Raw genomic sequence first — 15,640 nt, 5'->3', positions numbered from 1 at the left:
CCGTCACCTGGGGGGGGCGGCGCAATCCCTGGTACTACCCTGGATTTTTTCCACAGCATGCGGTACTGCCGGCCAAACAGCGTCAATATTCTCCACCGCCCCTTTCGGGCTGCCGGGCAGATTGATGATCAGGCTCTTGCCCCGGATGCCGGCTATGGCTCGCGAAATCATGGCATGCGGCGTCTTTTCCAGGCTCCTTGCCCGCATTACCTCACCAAAACCGGGTATGACCCTATCCAAAACGGCCATGGTTGCTTCGGGAGTCACATCCCGTGGCGAAACGCCTGTTCCTCCCGTGGTCAGAATCAGGTCAACCCCACCGCTGTCCGCCCATTCCTTCAATATGGTCACAATTTCGTCATGCTCATCGGCAACAATGGCGCTTTTAACAACGGCTACCCCATGTTCCGCCAACCAGTTCTGCAGCGCCGGTCCACTGCCGTCTTCACGTTCTCCGCGGGCGCCTTGTCGCTTAAAGTCAAAACTGCCGCCTTCATTCACGCCTCCTAAGCTGATTCTTTTATCTTCTTGTGATACCATAACATGCCCTGAAGGTAAGTCTCAAGCACCGTTTATGACGAATGGATGGGCTATTCAAATCGGTGATGCGACAATAGCGGCCGGGGAAATATGGTAAAATTATCAAGGGCAGAATCAGCTGTCGCCCCCTGAAAGGTATTTATCGATAATGGATCTTTTAAGCATAAGCGAAGCTCTGGCAGAAAAGCTTGACCGGCTGGAATTCTCCTGTCCGGTTGCCCATGTGTACAACCCGTTGCGTTATGCCTGGCGGCCACACAGGGAGTACCTGAACCGCTATGGAGGAACAGGAAAGAAAGCGGTGCTGATTGGGATGAATCCCGGGCCGTGGGGCATGACCCAGACCGGGGTGCCGTTTGGCGAGGTGGCGGTGGTGCGGGACTGGCTGAGAATAGTCGAACCTGTAGAAAGGCCAGGTCTTGAACACCCCAAAAAGCCGGTCCAGGGACTGAACTGCCCCCGCAGTGAGGTGAGCGGCAAGCGTCTATGGGGCATGATCCGTGAGCGCTTTGAGACACCTGCGCAGTTTTTCAAGGATTACCTGGTCCTTAACTATTGTCCGCTGCTCTTTCTAGATGCCCAAGGGACCAACCTGACCCCGGACAAGCTTCCGACTGTGGAACGTCATGCGCTTGAGGATACCTGCAACGGGGCACTTCGCCATATGATCGAATATCTCAAACCTGAATATGTTGTCGGAGTTGGTAATTTTGCTGCAATTCAGGCAGAAACCGCTTTACAGGGGCTGCCGGTAAATGTGACTAAAATCCTCCACCCAAGCCCCTCCAGTCCTGCTGCGAACCGGGGCTGGAGTGAGGTTGCACTACGGCAGCTGTCTGAAGCGGGTATTGGATTCCAGCCGTAGCCACCTTGTTTGTCAGCCTGTCCAGAGGTGACCATGATAATTGAGCTTCATTGTCACACTAAGGAACATTCCCCCTGCAGCAGGTACCAGCCATGGAGCTCGCTGCCGCTGTCAGGCACAGGGGGAGCGACGGCCTGGTCATCACCGATCACCATTATATGTGGCCGAAAGAGGAACTTGCAGAATTGAAAAGAGAAAGCCGCTTGCCAGGCAACTTCATGATCCTGTCAGGCCAGGAGGTACTTACAGCCGATTATGGTGACGTGCTCGTCTATGGAGCTGCCAGATCCATCCCCCATGGCATGTCCCTTGCCGCACTGAGGAAAGACCATCCGAATGTGGCACTGGTCTGGGCCCATCCTTACCGTTACGGCCATCTTCCCACCGCTGTGGAGCTTATGAATACAGATTTCGACGCCATAGAAATTGTCAATCCTCACCACACCGAAGAGGAAAATTACCGAGCCGTTTCGGACTGGCAGCGATGGAAATACCGGGCCAGCAGCGGTTCCGATATTCACAGAATCGACTTCAGCGAATTCTATCCGGTACAGTTTGACTGCCAGATAGGAAGGATCGAAGAGTTGGTAGCCTGCATCAAAGCAGGCCGAATTTCTCCCCGGATCGGCAAATACGCTGAACACTGACAAAGAAGTTTCCTTCTGCTCGTGGGAAACTTTGCCGAGTCAGCAACAATCCCCTTTTGAAAAAAGAAAGGCCAGGGTATTGTCGCATGCCCTGGCCACAGTGTCTTTCCCTGGAATTGCCGATCATGAGTCGACCGGGTTGCCCCGAGTTTCGGCATCCAATATGGTCAGCAGATTTTCCGGGGTGAAACTGCAGACATCCTCTTTGCCCTTGTGAGCCCATTTGATCCGGTCGCCCCCGGTATCGTGCACCAGATTAACCCGCGTGCCACCGACCTTTTTCACCACCGACCACATGTCCTCCATGCTCAACAAGTCAAGGCCGCCGATTTCCTCGGTGCCTGAGCTCTCGGCTTCGAAGCGTTCAATCAGGTCGTAGTCGAGGAAATCCTCCTCTTTGCGCCACCACCTTACGAACCGATCTTTTTCGGTACGCCGTTCCTTCACTGCTTTTACAGCTTCCAGTCCTGTCATGGCACACCTCCTTGCCCATTGTCATCATTTCCGGGGATTTACATCCCCACCTGCATTAATTATACTCCCGTCTCGGCCAAGGGATATCCTTTATTTGCGATTTCTGCAGCCTGAATTTTGCCAGAAATGGAGAAAAGAAGGGGACGGATATATCCTGATATTTCAATTGAATTCATTAATCTGATGATGTAGCCTGATTAGATCCTGATGGGAAGGTAAATGCCATGTTCAGAGAAGTGGAGCAGAAGCAGCAGGTTTTTCTGATCAGCCGACAAACCAGTAATAGGGGGGATACACAATGACTCTGTGGGAAAAAGCTAAAGCGGAATTTATCGATATTATCGAGTGGACCGACGATTCAAGCGACACCATGGTCTGGAGACACCCTCGCTATGAGAACGAGATCAAGTATGGGGCTCAGCTGGTGGTCAGGCAGGCCCAGGCGGCGGTTTTCGTCGACAGGGGAGAGATTGCCGATGTATTCATGCCTGGACAGTATCGGCTGGAAACACAAAACCTGCCCGTGCTGAGCACCCTGAGGGGCTGGAAATACGGCTTTCAAAGCCCATTCAAGGCGGAAATCTATTTCGTCAACACCAGAAGCTTTACCAACCTGAAATGGGGCACCAAAAATCCGATCATGCTCCGGGACCCCGAATTCGGCCCGGTACGACTCAGGGCCTACGGCACCTATGTGATCCGGTCCAGCGATCCGGCAAAATTCATCAGGGAGATTGTCGGCACCAGCGGGCATTTCACCCTCAACGATGTGTCGGACCAGCTGCGAAACCTGATCGTGACAAGATTCTCGGACATGATAGGTGAGCACCGCATACCTGTTCTTGATCTGGCCGCCAGGTACAATGAACTCTCACTTTATCTCACGGAAAAGATTGCTCCCGAATTCAATGAATACGGGCTGGAAGTGACCAAACTCCTGGTAGAGAACATTTCCCTGCCGCCAGAGGTTGAGGAGGCGCTGGATAAAAAGAGCAGCATGGGCATCATCGGCAATCTGGACGATTATACCCGCTTCCAGACGGCCAATGCCATGGAAGCTGCAGCACAGAACCCCGGCGGCGACGCTTCGGCAGGCATCGGCATGGGGATGGGCTTTGCCATGGCCAACCAGATGGGAAAGGCAGTCGCCGCTCCCCAGGCAGCGGCGCAGACTGTCCCGCCCCCCCTTCCTGAAGCAGAGAGCTGCAAGTACTACGTGGGGAAAAATGGTAAACAAGCCGGACCATTCGATAGGGATGCCATCATCGCTTACATAAGAAAGGGCTCCATCACCAGGGAAACCCTGATGTGGAAAGAGGGGATGGACAAGTGGCAGCCAGCTGAATTATTTCCCGAGTTTGCCGGCGAAATGAAATCAACCCCGCCACCTCTGTTCGAATAAAGGGAGAAAACACAGCATGGCCAACTGTTCCAACTGTTCCGCCCCCCTCCCCTCTGGCTCCATAAGGTGCGAATACTGCGGCAGCCGCAACGATATCGATCTCAAAGGGATCAACTACTACACGACCAACGAACCGGAGTCGGAGCGGATCTGTCCGCGATGCAACGTAAGGCTCAAGACCATTGACCTAAAGGTGGAAGGGAAATTCCTCGTCGAAAGATGCGATGAGTGCCTGGGGCTGTTCTTTGATCCGGGGGAACTGGAAGCGCTTCTCCAGGCCACGGTAACCAATGTCTTTGCCATCGACCGAAGCAGGCTGAATGCCATCAATGCAACCAGAAGAGCCGAAGACTACGCTATTACCTACTCAAGTGCCCCATCTGCAGCAAGATGATGAACCGGGTCAACTTCGGGGCCAAGAGCGGAGTCGTCGTCGATGTCTGCAAAGACCACGGCGTCTGGCTCGACGGCGGTGAGCTGCGGCATCTGGCCGAATGGATGAAGGCAGGCGGAAAACTGCTCGACCAGGAGCGTCAGGAAGAGCGGAAAAGGCAAGAGGCGGAAGCCGAGCGGGAACTGCTGAAGCAACGTTCCATAACGTCAGCCGGCGGAGAATTCAGCGAGTATGGCGGCTTCAGAAACTATGATGGCAATGATACTGATGATCTTTTCGAGCTGCTGAAAAAAGCTGTTATCTTCTTTACCAGGTAAACAAATGGCACCCGATAAAACCACCCAAATAACGCCCGGCCGGTTCCGGCACTACAAGGGCAACTATTACGAAGTGATCGGCATCGCAGGGACAGTGAGACCGAAGAGCCCTTCGTGGTCTACCGCTGCCTCTATGGCGATTATTCCCTCTGGATTCGTCCCATCTCCCGGTTTGTCGATACCGTCACCATCGACGGGAAAGAGGTGCCCCGTTTCCGGCGCTGTGAGGATCAATAACTGGAACCAAGGAGGTTTTCTGAAACCATGAAACGCTGCCTGTCGCCTGCCGTCTTTGCCATTGTTTTTGCCATCCATATCATCTATCTGCTCAAAATAAAGGAGCCGGGCTGCGGCCCGGCCCCGAGCCTTTCTGGTTACCTCGCCAACGGCGATATCTTTCTCGGCTTTGCCTATGCCTTCGGTGCCGCCTTTTCCGTCTGGTCGTTCCAGCGCTTCTGGGCCTGTCGCTCGGCATTCTCGGCAGCAGGGGCGGCTGGCGGCACGTGCTGACCGCCGGTCTGGCCGCGGCCGGTTGTTTCCTCACCGGCTGCTGCGGCTCACCAATGCTGGCCGTCTACGCCGGCATCTTCGGTGCCGGCACCCTGGCAATTCCCAAATGGCTCATCGCCCTCCTGACCGTCGTCCTCTGCGGCGCCTCCATGTGGTGGCAGAAACGGCAAGGCAGCAAAGCATGCTCGTGCTGTCAGGAAGGTTAAGCAATGTTCGAAAATCAGTATAACGAGGAAATGGAAGCGGAAGTGAGGCGGCTGGAGGGAAAGAAACGCGCAGCAGAAGCGGGGCATCCCGAATGGGACAACGCCTGCGCCGGTTGCGGATGCCGGTTGGATATCGGGGTGGAGCTGTGTGAGGGGTGTGGGGGTGAAGTGATTGCTGGTATAGGTACTCTGCACATTACTTAAGATGAGGCACATCATTTTTCAAGAAGTCTGACCATTGCGGCATGGTATGCAGCCAGATCTTCCCTGCGGTCGATGGCCAACACGAGAACGACAAGAACGTCATCCTCGACGATATAGACCAAGCGGTACCCTTGCTTACGTAATTTTATCTTGTAGCAGCCACGCAGGTTGCCATGAAGCTCCGCACCTGGCACGTGTGGTTGTTCCAGACGTTTTTTCAGCGCCTTGCGCAGAGGTTCTTTTATGCTGCCGTCAAGAGCCTGCCATTCCTTAAGTGCTTCGGGCACAAACTTGAGGGAATATTTGTTTTTCCCCTTGCCGGCTTCAGACGGTGTCAATATCGACCTCGACCGCCTGATCTTTTTGTGCAAGCCGGTGGCGAACAAGCTCCGTCAATTCCCGGTCTGCAAGGGCTTCGACAAGAGCCTCGAAAATCTTTGGTGTTACCATGTAAAATGCCGGACGGTTGTGGTTAAGGATAGCTACTGGCTTTTCGCCCGCGGTACGCAGTACCTGGGCAGGATTTTTTTTGAATTCCGACATGCTAACAGAAAGATCAGCGTAAATGGTATCGATGTGCATACTACCTCCTTATTCAGCTCTAAATATAGAGCTGTTTCCGGCGTTTTTCAAGCCCTTTCACAAAGTTGTTCGGTCGGCATGAAATTGCCGGGAATGAGGCAATGAACTGATACCAGGACAAATGCACAACCAAGCGGCCGGACGGGACAGGATAAAAGGCGGGTTACGGCAAATAGTTTCAATAGCCATCAGACATGCCTAAAGAAAAGGGTGAGACCTTCCGGCCTCACCCTTTTTCCTTCTCCCTCAGCAGGGGTGGATGACTGCACTGCCTGTTATCCTGGGTGGTACGTATCTTTTATTCATTCCCTGCTCTCCTTTCCGAAGTGGACGCTTTAAGGCCGCTAATCCAGCCATTTTTTAGTAAGTACCGCCAACACTATAAGACTTAACACTTTGGTTGCAGTTGATCGGACTGCCGCTGGCCATGTTGCAGTTCGGCGTATAGGTGCTTCCCGATATGGTCTTCGGACTATGATCGCTCATTACCTGCGTGTTCCGTATGAATGCATACGGCCTTGCATCGACACGTGACGGTGAACCGGTTGAATTGCCCGCCCAACGTACCGATTTCTGCAAGCCGCTTGTCGGCAGCACGTTAACCCCGTGCACATCCTGTGCGCGTACCGGTCTGAGGACTGCGGTAGAATAGCCGCTGGAATGGCACATATTGCACCCGTACTGGATATAGGAAACCATCCCGCTGTTGGTATTCGCCGATAGGCCGAGCCGGTACCGTGGTGACTGGTCGTGCCGCCTGGAGCGTAGCCCGTATGACAGACCTTGCACAAGGTAACGTTGTTGCTGGCGCTTGGACTGCTGGCGGTGCTGGGAATGGTAGGCACCCCCCGCAGGTAGTTGGTGGCATCGGCGCCGTGGGCCGCAACCGTCCTCAGGGTCAACGGCGGAGTCGGCTTGTTGTGACAATCGAAGCAGTTCATGACGACGCTGTTGGCTATGGTTCCAGCCGTTCTGGTAAAGTTGTTGTATGGCTGAGCCAGACGGGCGTTGGTAGGATAACCCGCCTTACGCGGCCCTCTGACCGGGTGTTTCGACGAATTGGCAGTCGAGAACTGTCTGAAGACGTTAATCAGGCCGTCCTGGGTAGAGGCACCGTTAGTGGGGCTATAGTTGCTGCCCAGCGAAACCCCGCCAAAGGGCATATAACGTGTCGCGCCGGTTCCGGAGCGGGCCGTGGTATTGCTTGCCCCGTTGCTGTCGTGGCACTTGAGGCAGAACTTCTGGGTGATGATGTTGTCGATGGTATTGGCATTATGGCCGCTGGTGGTACGCGTACCGGCGGCATAGGAAGTGGAGAAGCGCTGGAAGGTCCAGCCTGCTCCCGACATGTTGGTAATCGGCGTCTCATCCGAGCCGTCCGGGTCGCGGAGATCGATGTTGCCGTCCTGATGATAGGTCGAACGTTTGCCGGTCGCGTAGGACCCCTCCAGGTGACAGACGATACAGTCGGCGTCGGTCACCGCACCGCGAGTGGACTTCTTGTGACCCCAGGCCAGGCCAAACTCACCCCCTGTGCCGGTGATCTGGGAAAGCTGTTTGCCAGGTCTTCCTTTGCTGCGGGTGATCGGCTTGCTGTGACAGGACACGCAGCCAGGCCCCTCGATGCTGCCATTCAAGTGCAGGAGGAAATTCAATATGGTCCCTGTCGCAGAAACGTTGTTGTGACAGCCGTTGCAGGAGGTAGTCGGGGTCTGACCCCGGTGGGCCGACGACGAGATGCCGTAAAGGGGAGGATTGCCGTGGCAGATGCCGCAGTTGTTGCTTGACTTGGCTGCGGTCCAGGTAACGCTAGGTGTACGGGCCGCACCGCCGCGACCATCCTGATGGCACTGGTTGGTGGCACAGGTGCCCCCGGTGGTGTAGGTATAGCCGGCCGCATCGGTAGAGGTGGTGCCGCCATAGGTGTAATTGGCGCCTGCCACAATATCTGCCCTGCCGTCCTCTTCGTTGTGAAGGCTGGTGGGATGGCAGTTCTTGCAGGCAAAACCGAAGGCCGTGGCGGTTGTCTTGTTGCTGCCGGTCAGGTTGTTGAAGACCGTTGCCTGGTTATAGTGGACGGCATGGCCGACGGTAGTGCCGACCGAAAGATTGCCGTTGTTGTTGCCGCCATGGCATCCGTCACAAACCTTCGGCTCCCCCTTGTAGGCAAATCCGTCGTAAGTGGTGTCGGGACTGTGGGTGTGGCACTGGGTACAGAGGGTCGTCGATCTGTGGCTATCGGAACTGGTGGCGGTATAATGGACCATCTTGTTTGGATCATCGACTTTGTAGGTATGACATACGTTGCAGATGCCGTTAAACGGAGCACTTGTCTTGGCCCAGTTGGATGCAGCCGCCTTGGCCGTGAAGACCACATTCTGTGAGGTGAATGTGACCGGCACCCCTGTGGCGACCTCGGAAGTCACTGACGGCTTCAGGTGGACCATGGCAATGGGACCACTGTTGGTACTGGTACGGTCCCCGTGGGAATCATGCAATCCCAGCAGAACTGGCCGCCATTGAGTGATGTGGAATGCTTGCTGCCGAAGTGATATTTATTCACCTTGCGACTTGCCGTCTTTGTTGTGTAGCCGGTTCCCGGAATAACGCCAGTCGCACCGACGGAGGCGTGGCAGACCAGACAGACGCCGTTCTTGCCCCAGGTGGGATGATTGAAATTGCGCAGGCGCAAGGGGTTATTTGTATCCCCATGGCTGACACTGTTGTATTCGTGGCAGTACAGGCATGGATCGCCTGCCCCACCAGCCGTGGCTGCAGCCGATGAGAATCCGGCAAAGGTTGCCCCGGTAACATCGTAGCTGCCGGATTGTTTTCCATGACCAGACCAGTTCCATTCCGCCCGGGCAATCTTCGCATGGTGCTGTTTTTGAAGGCGTAATTGACGGTATCGGCAGTGGCAAAGTGACAATCGCCGCACTTGTTGGTGCCGCCCCAGGTGAATACCCTTGAAGCATTGCCGCCATGGCAATTGACATTACTACAGCTGGTTTTGGTCGTCGGAGGGTTTGCAGACGTGGGGGTAAAGGTATTCGGCAAGCCGATAAATGTTTTCGTGCCGTTGGCAACGACATTGTAATTCTTGTTTACATGGTTTCTCACGCTGGAAATGGTATTGCCGCCACTGCCGACCGTGCCGTTGTGGCACCAGTCGCAGGTAAAACCCCAGAAGACCGCATGCTTGGGATGGCTATTGGCTTTACCCTTGTAACCGTTCTGGTAATCAGGCCCTGTCGGATAGGCCGTATGACAGCTGCCGCAATGAACGTTCGCCTGTACCGTATCCCATTTGATCCAGGGAGTTGAGTAATCGGTGAAAGAATAGGCCCGGCTGTGGCAGTAACCGTTTTTACACTGATTATTTCCGGCATCCCAACGGAAAGCTGCAGAGCCGACCGTACTGCTGGCGGAGATATTGCGGAAACCATTGGGATGCTTGGCACGACTGCCGGAAAGAAGAGCTGTATTGCTGGTTGTCGTAGACGCGTGACAGGCGGCACAGGTTACCAGGGTGTTGTTTGTGGAGGTATTGTTGCTGCCGATGGTACCACCATTGCCATAGGTGTTGGCATGCTTGTTGTGGGGCTTTGACCAGGTGGTGTGCTGGGAATTCGGATCATCGGCTGCCTTGTTATGGCAATCCCCACAGGCGGCGGCTCTGCCGGTCCAGCGTAGCACGCTGGTCATGGGGGACTGGACCAGATCCAGAGTATTCGCATAGTTACGTTTGCCCAGGCCGCCTCGTCCGTCCGAGTGGCAGTAGGTGTCGCAGGAAGTGCCGGTTGAATACCCATATCCGCGGCCGTCATAGATCAAGCCTGTGCCGCGGTAGACCACCTCCGGCCTGCCTGCCCCTGAAGGAATGTTGTTGAACGGTGGGCGCATGATAACTTCAGCAACAGAACCGTTTGTCACGCCGGCAGGAGGCCCATTGAGATGGCTTTCGGTCGGACTGCGGGATGGCATACGCCACACATGAAGACGTTGGTGCTGCTGGAAAGATTGACATTGGTCCATCCTTGTTCGGTTGTACTGGACGGGCGGGTCGAGCGGTTGTAATGCTTTCGGTGGGCGGGTGAAAGTGTGGCTGTTGATGTAGTGGTGTTATTGGCCTCGTGGCAGTTGCCGCAGGTGTTGATTGTAGAGGTGTCCCAGTCCCGACTTTGGGTCGTGGAATTGTTGCCGTGGCAGTAAGTATTGGAGCAGACGTGGGTAGAAGCAAAGCTGCCTGAGAAATTGGCCATCTTGATGAAGTTTATGTCAATCACACGGTTGATGTGCCTGACGTCGGTGCCGTTGAAGACAGACCGGCCATTGGCAGCGACCGTATTCACGTGGCACCAGTTGCAGGTAACCGGCTTGTGCGGCAAGGGCCCGGAACTTATGTGGTTCAGGTGCCGCCCCGAGCTCATCTGCCTTTGAACGCCAGCCAGGCCGTTGTGACAGTAATTGCACTCGATGGTCCCCTGCTGACCGGCAGCGATGTTGTTCCAGGTTGTAGGAGGCGCCTTGTAGACACCTGCCCCGTTGGAGTGGCAGTAGATCTGGGTACAGCCGTTGGCGGCGTAGGCCAACCCGCCGGTCGATTTAGGCCCCCATGCCACGTTGTTCACCCTGTTTGCGTGAAGCGAAAAAGCGGTGACATTATCAAAGGCATTTACCGTCGAGGCATGGCACTCGTTGCACTTGAAGTTGAAACCGCTAAAACTGCTGCTGGTATTGTTCACATGGGCAGTATGACCTTTGGTGGCAATCGGATCGGCTGAGGCTGCATTGTAACCATGACAACCGGCGCACCCCCCCGACAGCGAGCTCCCCAGGTAACCGGTTTATTGAAATGGCAGTAGACATTGGTGCACTGTTGGCACTACTGTCCCAGCGAATTGCCCCGGCGATGCTGTTGCCGGTAACATTGCGGAAGCCATTGGGATGCCTGTCGCGTCTGTTGGCAATAAGAGTAGTATTGCCGGATGCGGTCGCTGCATGGCAGGCGTTACAGGTGGCATTGGCACTACGGGAGCCTGAAAGGTGCTTAGAGTGGGAACCGGACCAGGTGGGGTTGGCATCACCATACTGGTTGTGACAGTTGCCGCAGACGACCCCTGTCGAAGTAGTCCACTCCAGTCTTGGCGTCGATGTGCTGTTGCGTTTCCCCGGGTTGCCACGCCCATCGGAGTGGCAGTAGGTATCACAGGTGGTCCCGGTGGAATAGCCATAGCCACGGCCATCGTAATTTACGCCGGTGCCACGCGTCACTGTCTCCAGTCTAGTTGCCCCCACAGGAGGTGTAAACGGCAGGCGCAAGGCGACCTCGGCCACCGAGCCATTGGTAACGCCTGCCGGCGGCCCGCTCAGATGGCTGGTGGTCGGGCTGCCAGGATGACATACCCCACACATGAAGACGTTGGTTGAAACTGAGCGATTTACATTCGTCCAGCCATCCTCCGTGGTATTTGCCGGGCGGGTGCTCGTATTGTAATGCTTGCGGTGGGCCGCAGAAAGGGTGGCTGAGGTCGTGGTCGTGTTGTTGGCCTCATGACAGTTACCGCAGGTATTGAGGGTTACCGTATCCCAGTCGCGGGTGGAGGTGGTGGCATTGTTGGTATGGCAGTAGGTGTTGGAACAGACATGAGTGGAAGTACTGTAGCTACCGGAGAAGTTTGCCATTTTTATGAACGACACATCGATGGTGCGGTTGATGTGCTTGACATCCGTACCGTTGTATACCGATTGACCGTTAGATGCCACCGTATTCGAGTGGCACCAATTGCATGAGATGGGTCGATGCGGCAGGGGGCCGCCATTGATATGGTTCAGGTGCCGCCCGGAGCTCATCTGATTCTGGATTCCTGCCAAACCGTTATGACAGTAATTGCACTCGATTACCCCCTGCTGGTTGTCACCGATGGTCTTCCATGTCTGGGGAGGGGCTTTATACCTTCCCTTGCCGTTGGAATGGCAGTACACCGTACATGTCTGGGCAGGATCGTAGGGAAGGACACTGGTCCCCCCGGTTGGCACATACGCGGCATCGGGGCCCCAGTTCACATCGGCTGCGCGATTGACATGAAGGGAAATGGAAATCAGCCCGGTGTCGGAGGAATTCACCGTCGAATTATGACATTCCTGACAACGGAAATTGAAACCGTTAAAACGGGCACTGGTGTTGTCGACGTGGGCTTTGTGACCATTGCTGGTAATGGTTGAAACCGCATCCGCATTGTTACCGTGGCAATTTACACAGCCGGTTGAGTAACTGCTGTCGCCCCAGGTCGGGTTCTGTCGAGGTGGTTGTCCTTTTCCGTCGCTGTGACAGTAAAGATTGGAACATTCTCCATAGGCCGCGCTTGGCGCCATATCACCAGTGGAACCTGCAGCTGCCGGAGTCAAGGAACCGGCCGCCTGGTACCCGGCTGATGATCCTACCAGAGGGTCCGTCGTTTTCATTGCCCAGCGCACATTCCCCTGTACATGGGAAACATCGATAGCCGGATGACAGAGATCACAGGAGAAGCTGTAACCGGTAGAACCAGAGTGCCTGACATGGCTTCCCATGGTGGGCGGCGTGGTCGGTGTAGTTCCGTGGCAGCTGCCGCACTGATTCTGACTTGCTGCGTCCCAGCGCGGCGACTGGTTTGCCCCGCCCGTTAACGGAACTTTCACCTGCACTGCACCAACTTTCACACCACCCCCGTGGCAGTATACATTGGAGCAGATGTTGGCAACGGCATGATCGGTAACCACCGCTGCTATCGTTGTGTTTGGAGTGCCAGAAGAAACAGGGTAGCCACGGTCAACGGAAGAATAGGGAACATAGGCGCCGCTGGTTACCTTGCCGCCAAAACCATAGAACCCGATATCGAGGCTGTTGCTCAGGTTGGGCATCCTGATGGTGCCGTTGCTTATATAGTGGCAGGTATCACATACCATGCCCCTGGTCTCGGTATGGGTAACATGGGCGCCGGCCTGTCCGGAAACAAGGGCATTGGAAGCTCGGGGTGTACCAATGAGCCCGTATCCCCACCCAGCACCGCCTCGGAAGGGGGATTGCCGTGACAGCCGCCGCAGGCGGCCTTGAAGCCGGTGTTGTGCTTGTGGCATGTGGTACAAATGGCTTTTGGGGTAGGATGACTGAGGTTGCCGCCATTGGCGATATTGTTTGCGGTATCTGCATTATGAAATTTATTTTGGCTGTGACAGGCTTCGCAGATGCGGCTGGAAGTTGCATGGCCACCGGCATCCTCGCCCATGCTGGTTACGTTGCTGAAGGATATGCCCACCGAAGGGGAGCCATTGGGCCAGTTTTCGCCGTTCTGCGTAGTTAAGACGCGGCGGACGTTCTTAATGTTGGGCTTTTTATTCGGCTCATGGCAGGTGGAACATTCGAATTTCCCGTATTTACCGCTTGTTACCCCCCATCCTCCTTGGGCGGCCCATTTTGTCGAGCCGGTTCCCTCGCTGTTATGCATAAGATCAACGGCACCCGATGGTAAAGGGATCAAGCATATCGCCCAGGCAATCGCCAGCAGTGCCAACCCTTTTGAAATTCTCCCCGGAGTAGCCATTACCGTCTGTATTATCATCGCATCTTCACCTTTTATGAAAAATCCCTTTATGCCGTTATTGATCATGTGCCTTCCCCTTACTGGTTCGCGTGACAACTCACACACTTAAGCTGCGCCCCCCAGGTAATGCCCGGTTGATTGACGTGGCACGCGGTGAGGCATGTTTTGCTCTGGGCATTCCAGGTGGCAACACTCAGGTCGGCACTATCGTATGAGGTATCGGTCTTGTAGCCGCCGCTGCGTGACCAACCTAAAGCATTGGCAACGTTGGCCAACTGGGCCTTGGTCTTAATGGTTATGGGAGCGAATCTTACTTCTTTGGCGCCATTTATGTGCAGTGCAGTATCGGTTATCTCGCCTGCCTGGAGCGGTGTTCTGCTGCCGGGCTTGTGGCATGTGGCACAGCGGAAATCACTGCTGGTGTCGTACATGGCATAGGTATCGATTTTTGTGCTGCTGACAATGCCGCTGTGACAGGTGTAACAGGATATGGTCGTCGCCAGGGCTGAGTTGCCATGGGCCATGTTGCCACTGGAGGAATAGCCGAGATAGCCGTTTTTGTTGTTGCCCACATAGGTGTTCATGTAGTGGATGCCGGTCATGTGCCCGGTTTCAGCGAATGGTCGGACCCCATTGTCACCCAAGCTTGATTCTGCTACATAATGGGACTGGCCCGCATATCGTGGAGGATTGTCATGGCACATGGCACACCTGTTGCCGGTGAAGGTACCGTACCAGTTGGGAGTCTGACGATAATCACCCGCAACCGGTACTTCTGCTGTGCCGGTAGTACGACCATTTGAGTGGCAGTAGACTGTTTCACAGGTAAAGTTATCTGCTGCTGTTTTTGTAAACCCTCCCGTATCAGTGGTGATCAGGTTGTTGAGGGAAACCAGATAGCTTGCCCCTGGCTTGTTTTTCCTCAGGATGATCTCAACCACATTGTTGCGATGGGTGGTGTCGTCTGCGGCAGGGTGGCAGTTGCCGCAGCCGTAGCGGTAGAAACTGCCCGTCGATCGGTTTGCAGTGAAATTATAGAAGGAAATCATCCCCGCGCTGATCAGGTTGCCAATGTGGGCAGCATGCGCCCCGCTAAGGTTTGCGTGGCAGGCATTACACCCGGCACTGGCTGCATCCCCCCAGCGGGGACTGCCGCCGCCATGGCAACTGATGGTGCTGCAGGTCCTGGTGGAATAGTTGTAATCGGCGGTCAGACCTGCCTTGGCCGTATCTAATTTTACATTTACACTGCCATTGAGGTGATTGGCGTTCGAAAGGATTGCCGTCCCTGCCGTGGTGACCGTATCAATGTGGCAGATCTCGCAACTGGCGGCGCCGGTGACGCTGACGCCGGAAATTTTAAGCTTTTGCGTATGGGTGGCGTGGCTGTTTGCCTTAAAGAGGCCGAGCCCTTCATTGGCGTAATTAGGTTCACCGGCGACGCTGGTAAAGGCTGCAGGACTGGCTACACCGTGGCAACCAACGCAGTTGGTGATTGGGGTTCCCCCTGTCCAGCTAACCACCATGCCGGCGCTTCTCTTGCCGTCACTGTGGCAGTACGAAGTATTACAGGCAGCTGCATTCTTCCCGGCCCTGGCTCCGGAGTAGTTGACCAGCAGATTCCCATGGATACCCTGGTCGATAACCAAGCGGTCACCGGCAACGGTCTGGGCATGACATTCGGCGCAACCATAGTCAACACCATTGAGTGCAGCCTGATTGATGTGCTGGGTATGGCTACCGGTTTTGATATCGCCGGGGGCTGCATCCCTATTGCCACCATGCAGCCGGTACAATCAGACGGCATGGTCGCACCCCAGACGCGTCGGGCGAGCCTGTCCCATGACAACTGATATTTGAACAAGTTTTCGATCCTGGATATAGAAAGGTTTTTCCCCCACCCGGTGCGACCTGAA

19 protein-coding genes and 1 pseudogene are annotated in these 15,640 nt (G+C 55.2%); 10 read left to right on the top strand and 10 right to left on the bottom strand.

Going from position 1 to position 15,640, the window contains the following annotated elements; translation table 11 throughout:
- Positions 1 to 3: 3 nt before the first annotated feature.
- A pseudogene (locus JCM15764_RS03450) lies at positions 4 to 497 on the bottom strand (MogA/MoaB family molybdenum cofactor biosynthesis protein).
- Between the two features lie 191 nt (positions 498 to 688).
- Here JCM15764_RS03450 and JCM15764_RS03445 point away from each other — a divergent pair.
- Positions 689 to 1,405 (top strand): uracil-DNA glycosylase family protein, encoded by a 717-nt coding sequence (locus JCM15764_RS03445; protein WP_054692641.1) that lies wholly within the window; start codon positions 689 to 691, stop codon positions 1,403 to 1,405.
- A gap of 92 nt (positions 1,406 to 1,497) precedes the next feature.
- Positions 1,498 to 2,052, top strand: a complete 555-nt coding sequence (locus JCM15764_RS03440; RefSeq protein ID WP_054692638.1) for a PHP domain-containing protein — start codon at positions 1,498 to 1,500, stop codon at positions 2,050 to 2,052.
- A 123-nt stretch (positions 2,053 to 2,175) separates the two neighbouring features.
- Here the strand turns inward: JCM15764_RS03440 and JCM15764_RS03435 are convergent, their stop codons facing one another.
- Complete coding sequence (locus tag JCM15764_RS03435; RefSeq protein WP_012648799.1) at positions 2,176 to 2,526, bottom strand: hypothetical protein; 351 nt, start codon at positions 2,524 to 2,526, stop codon at positions 2,176 to 2,178.
- A 298-nt stretch (positions 2,527 to 2,824) separates the two neighbouring features.
- On the opposite strand from JCM15764_RS03435, the gene JCM15764_RS03430 reads away from it, so the two are divergent.
- The 7 genes from JCM15764_RS03430 (at position 2,825) to JCM15764_RS03405 (ending at position 5,559) form a co-directional block, all read left to right on the top strand.
- A complete protein-coding gene (locus JCM15764_RS03430) occupies positions 2,825 to 3,928 on the top strand; it encodes an SPFH domain-containing protein (RefSeq protein ID WP_054692636.1) in 1,104 nt (367 codons plus the stop codon).
- 16 nt (positions 3,929 to 3,944) lie between these two features.
- Positions 3,945 to 4,322, top strand: a complete 378-nt coding sequence (locus JCM15764_RS21595) for a TFIIB-type zinc ribbon-containing protein (RefSeq protein WP_243688282.1) — start codon at positions 3,945 to 3,947, stop codon at positions 4,320 to 4,322.
- Positions 4,319 to 4,639 carry a TFIIB-type zinc ribbon-containing protein gene (locus tag JCM15764_RS21590; RefSeq protein ID WP_243688281.1) on the top strand — a complete coding sequence of 107 codons (321 nt, stop codon included), beginning with the start codon at positions 4,319 to 4,321 and terminating at the stop codon, positions 4,637 to 4,639. Before JCM15764_RS21595 ends, JCM15764_RS21590 begins: the two co-directional genes overlap by 4 nt.
- Before the next feature lie 114 nt (positions 4,640 to 4,753).
- On the top strand, positions 4,754 to 4,876 hold the full coding sequence (locus tag JCM15764_RS29265; protein ID WP_439645249.1) for a DUF1653 domain-containing protein: 123 nt from the start codon (positions 4,754 to 4,756) through the stop codon (positions 4,874 to 4,876).
- A gap of 27 nt (positions 4,877 to 4,903) precedes the next feature.
- Complete coding sequence (locus tag JCM15764_RS03415) at positions 4,904 to 5,149, top strand: hypothetical protein (RefSeq protein ID WP_054692633.1); 246 nt, start codon at positions 4,904 to 4,906, stop codon at positions 5,147 to 5,149.
- Entirely contained in the window at positions 5,143 to 5,355 is a 213-nt protein-coding gene (locus JCM15764_RS03410) for a hypothetical protein (protein WP_054692627.1), read from the top strand. Before JCM15764_RS03415 ends, JCM15764_RS03410 begins: the two co-directional genes overlap by 7 nt.
- A 3-nt stretch (positions 5,356 to 5,358) precedes the next feature.
- The gene (locus tag JCM15764_RS03405; RefSeq protein ID WP_054692624.1) at positions 5,359 to 5,559 is read left to right on the top strand and encodes a hypothetical protein; all 201 of its coding nucleotides are present in this window, start codon (positions 5,359 to 5,361) and stop codon (positions 5,557 to 5,559) included.
- 11 nt (positions 5,560 to 5,570) lie between these two features.
- On the opposite strand, the gene JCM15764_RS03400 is transcribed toward JCM15764_RS03405, so the two are convergent.
- The 8 genes from JCM15764_RS03400 to JCM15764_RS21560 all read right to left on the bottom strand — a co-directional run bounded on the left by JCM15764_RS03400 (position 5,571) and on the right by JCM15764_RS21560 (position 15,373).
- Positions 5,571 to 5,897, bottom strand: a complete 327-nt coding sequence (locus JCM15764_RS03400; RefSeq protein WP_054692622.1) for a type II toxin-antitoxin system RelE family toxin — start codon at positions 5,895 to 5,897, stop codon at positions 5,571 to 5,573.
- Complete coding sequence (locus JCM15764_RS03395; RefSeq protein ID WP_243688280.1) at positions 5,884 to 6,141, bottom strand: type II toxin-antitoxin system prevent-host-death family antitoxin; 258 nt, start codon at positions 6,139 to 6,141, stop codon at positions 5,884 to 5,886. The genes JCM15764_RS03400 and JCM15764_RS03395 overlap by 14 nt, the downstream gene beginning before the upstream one ends.
- Positions 6,142 to 6,626: 485 nt before the next feature.
- On the bottom strand, positions 6,627 to 8,639 hold the full coding sequence (locus tag JCM15764_RS21585; RefSeq protein WP_243688279.1) for a CxxxxCH/CxxCH domain c-type cytochrome: 2,013 nt from the start codon (positions 8,637 to 8,639) through the stop codon (positions 6,627 to 6,629).
- 61 nt (positions 8,640 to 8,700) lie between these two features.
- Positions 8,701 to 10,074, bottom strand: coding sequence for a CxxxxCH/CxxCH domain c-type cytochrome (locus tag JCM15764_RS21580; protein ID WP_243688278.1), 1,374 nt, complete (start codon positions 10,072 to 10,074; stop codon positions 8,701 to 8,703).
- Positions 10,071 to 10,886, bottom strand: coding sequence for a CxxxxCH/CxxCH domain c-type cytochrome (locus JCM15764_RS21575; protein WP_243688277.1), 816 nt, complete (start codon positions 10,884 to 10,886; stop codon positions 10,071 to 10,073). Before JCM15764_RS21575 ends, JCM15764_RS21580 begins: the two co-directional genes overlap by 4 nt.
- A complete protein-coding gene (locus JCM15764_RS21570) occupies positions 10,861 to 13,089 on the bottom strand; it encodes a CxxxxCH/CxxCH domain c-type cytochrome (protein ID WP_243688276.1) in 2,229 nt (742 codons plus the stop codon). Before JCM15764_RS21570 ends, JCM15764_RS21575 begins: the two co-directional genes overlap by 26 nt.
- A complete protein-coding gene (locus tag JCM15764_RS21565; protein ID WP_243688275.1) occupies positions 13,062 to 13,790 on the bottom strand; it encodes a cytochrome c3 family protein in 729 nt (242 codons plus the stop codon). The genes JCM15764_RS21570 and JCM15764_RS21565 overlap by 28 nt, the downstream gene beginning before the upstream one ends.
- Before the next feature lie 11 nt (positions 13,791 to 13,801).
- Positions 13,802 to 15,373, bottom strand: a complete 1,572-nt coding sequence (locus JCM15764_RS21560; RefSeq protein WP_243688274.1) for a CxxxxCH/CxxCH domain c-type cytochrome — start codon at positions 15,371 to 15,373, stop codon at positions 13,802 to 13,804.
- On the opposite strand from JCM15764_RS21560, the gene JCM15764_RS21555 reads away from it, so the two are divergent.
- Complete coding sequence (locus JCM15764_RS21555; protein WP_243688273.1) at positions 15,350 to 15,577, top strand: hypothetical protein; 228 nt, start codon at positions 15,350 to 15,352, stop codon at positions 15,575 to 15,577. The genes JCM15764_RS21560 and JCM15764_RS21555 overlap by 24 nt on opposite strands.
- Positions 15,578 to 15,640 lie beyond the last annotated feature (63 nt).

The sequence above is a fragment of the Geotalea toluenoxydans JCM 15764 genome, from assembly GCF_001311985.1.
Classification (GTDB): Bacteria; Desulfobacterota; Desulfuromonadia; order Geobacterales; family Geobacteraceae; genus Geotalea; species Geotalea toluenoxydans.
Note: the sequence above shows the minus strand (reverse complement) of the source record. Positions and strands in the feature narration are given on the sequence as shown.

What these genes read in the sequence shown, in the direction of transcription:
- JCM15764_RS21590 (WP_243688281.1), top strand. Translation starts at nt 4,319, where the DNA reads ATGATGAACCGGGTCAACTTCGGGGCCAAGAGCGGAGTCGTCGTCGAT.
- JCM15764_RS03435 (WP_012648799.1), bottom strand. Translation starts at nt 2,526, where the DNA reads ATGACAGGACTGGAAGCTGTAAAAGCAGTGAAGGAACGGCGTACCGAA.
- JCM15764_RS21570 (WP_243688276.1), bottom strand. Translation starts at nt 13,089, where the DNA reads ATGGTATGTGATACCTGCCACTATATAAGCAACGGCACCATCAGGATG.
- JCM15764_RS03405 (WP_054692624.1), top strand. Translation starts at nt 5,359, where the DNA reads ATGTTCGAAAATCAGTATAACGAGGAAATGGAAGCGGAAGTGAGGCGG.
- JCM15764_RS03395 (WP_243688280.1), bottom strand. Translation starts at nt 6,141, where the DNA reads ATGCACATCGATACCATTTACGCTGATCTTTCTGTTAGCATGTCGGAA.
- JCM15764_RS21555 (WP_243688273.1), top strand. Translation starts at nt 15,350, where the DNA reads ATGGATACCCTGGTCGATAACCAAGCGGTCACCGGCAACGGTCTGGGC.
- JCM15764_RS21595 (WP_243688282.1), top strand. Translation starts at nt 3,945, where the DNA reads ATGGCCAACTGTTCCAACTGTTCCGCCCCCCTCCCCTCTGGCTCCATA.
- JCM15764_RS03440 (WP_054692638.1), top strand. Translation starts at nt 1,498, where the DNA reads ATGGAGCTCGCTGCCGCTGTCAGGCACAGGGGGAGCGACGGCCTGGTC.
- JCM15764_RS03415 (WP_054692633.1), top strand. Translation starts at nt 4,904, where the DNA reads ATGAAACGCTGCCTGTCGCCTGCCGTCTTTGCCATTGTTTTTGCCATC.
- JCM15764_RS03430 (WP_054692636.1), top strand. Translation starts at nt 2,825, where the DNA reads ATGACTCTGTGGGAAAAAGCTAAAGCGGAATTTATCGATATTATCGAG.
- JCM15764_RS21565 (WP_243688275.1), bottom strand. Translation starts at nt 13,790, where the DNA reads ATGATCAATAACGGCATAAAGGGATTTTTCATAAAAGGTGAAGATGCG.
- JCM15764_RS03445 (WP_054692641.1), top strand. Translation starts at nt 689, where the DNA reads ATGGATCTTTTAAGCATAAGCGAAGCTCTGGCAGAAAAGCTTGACCGG.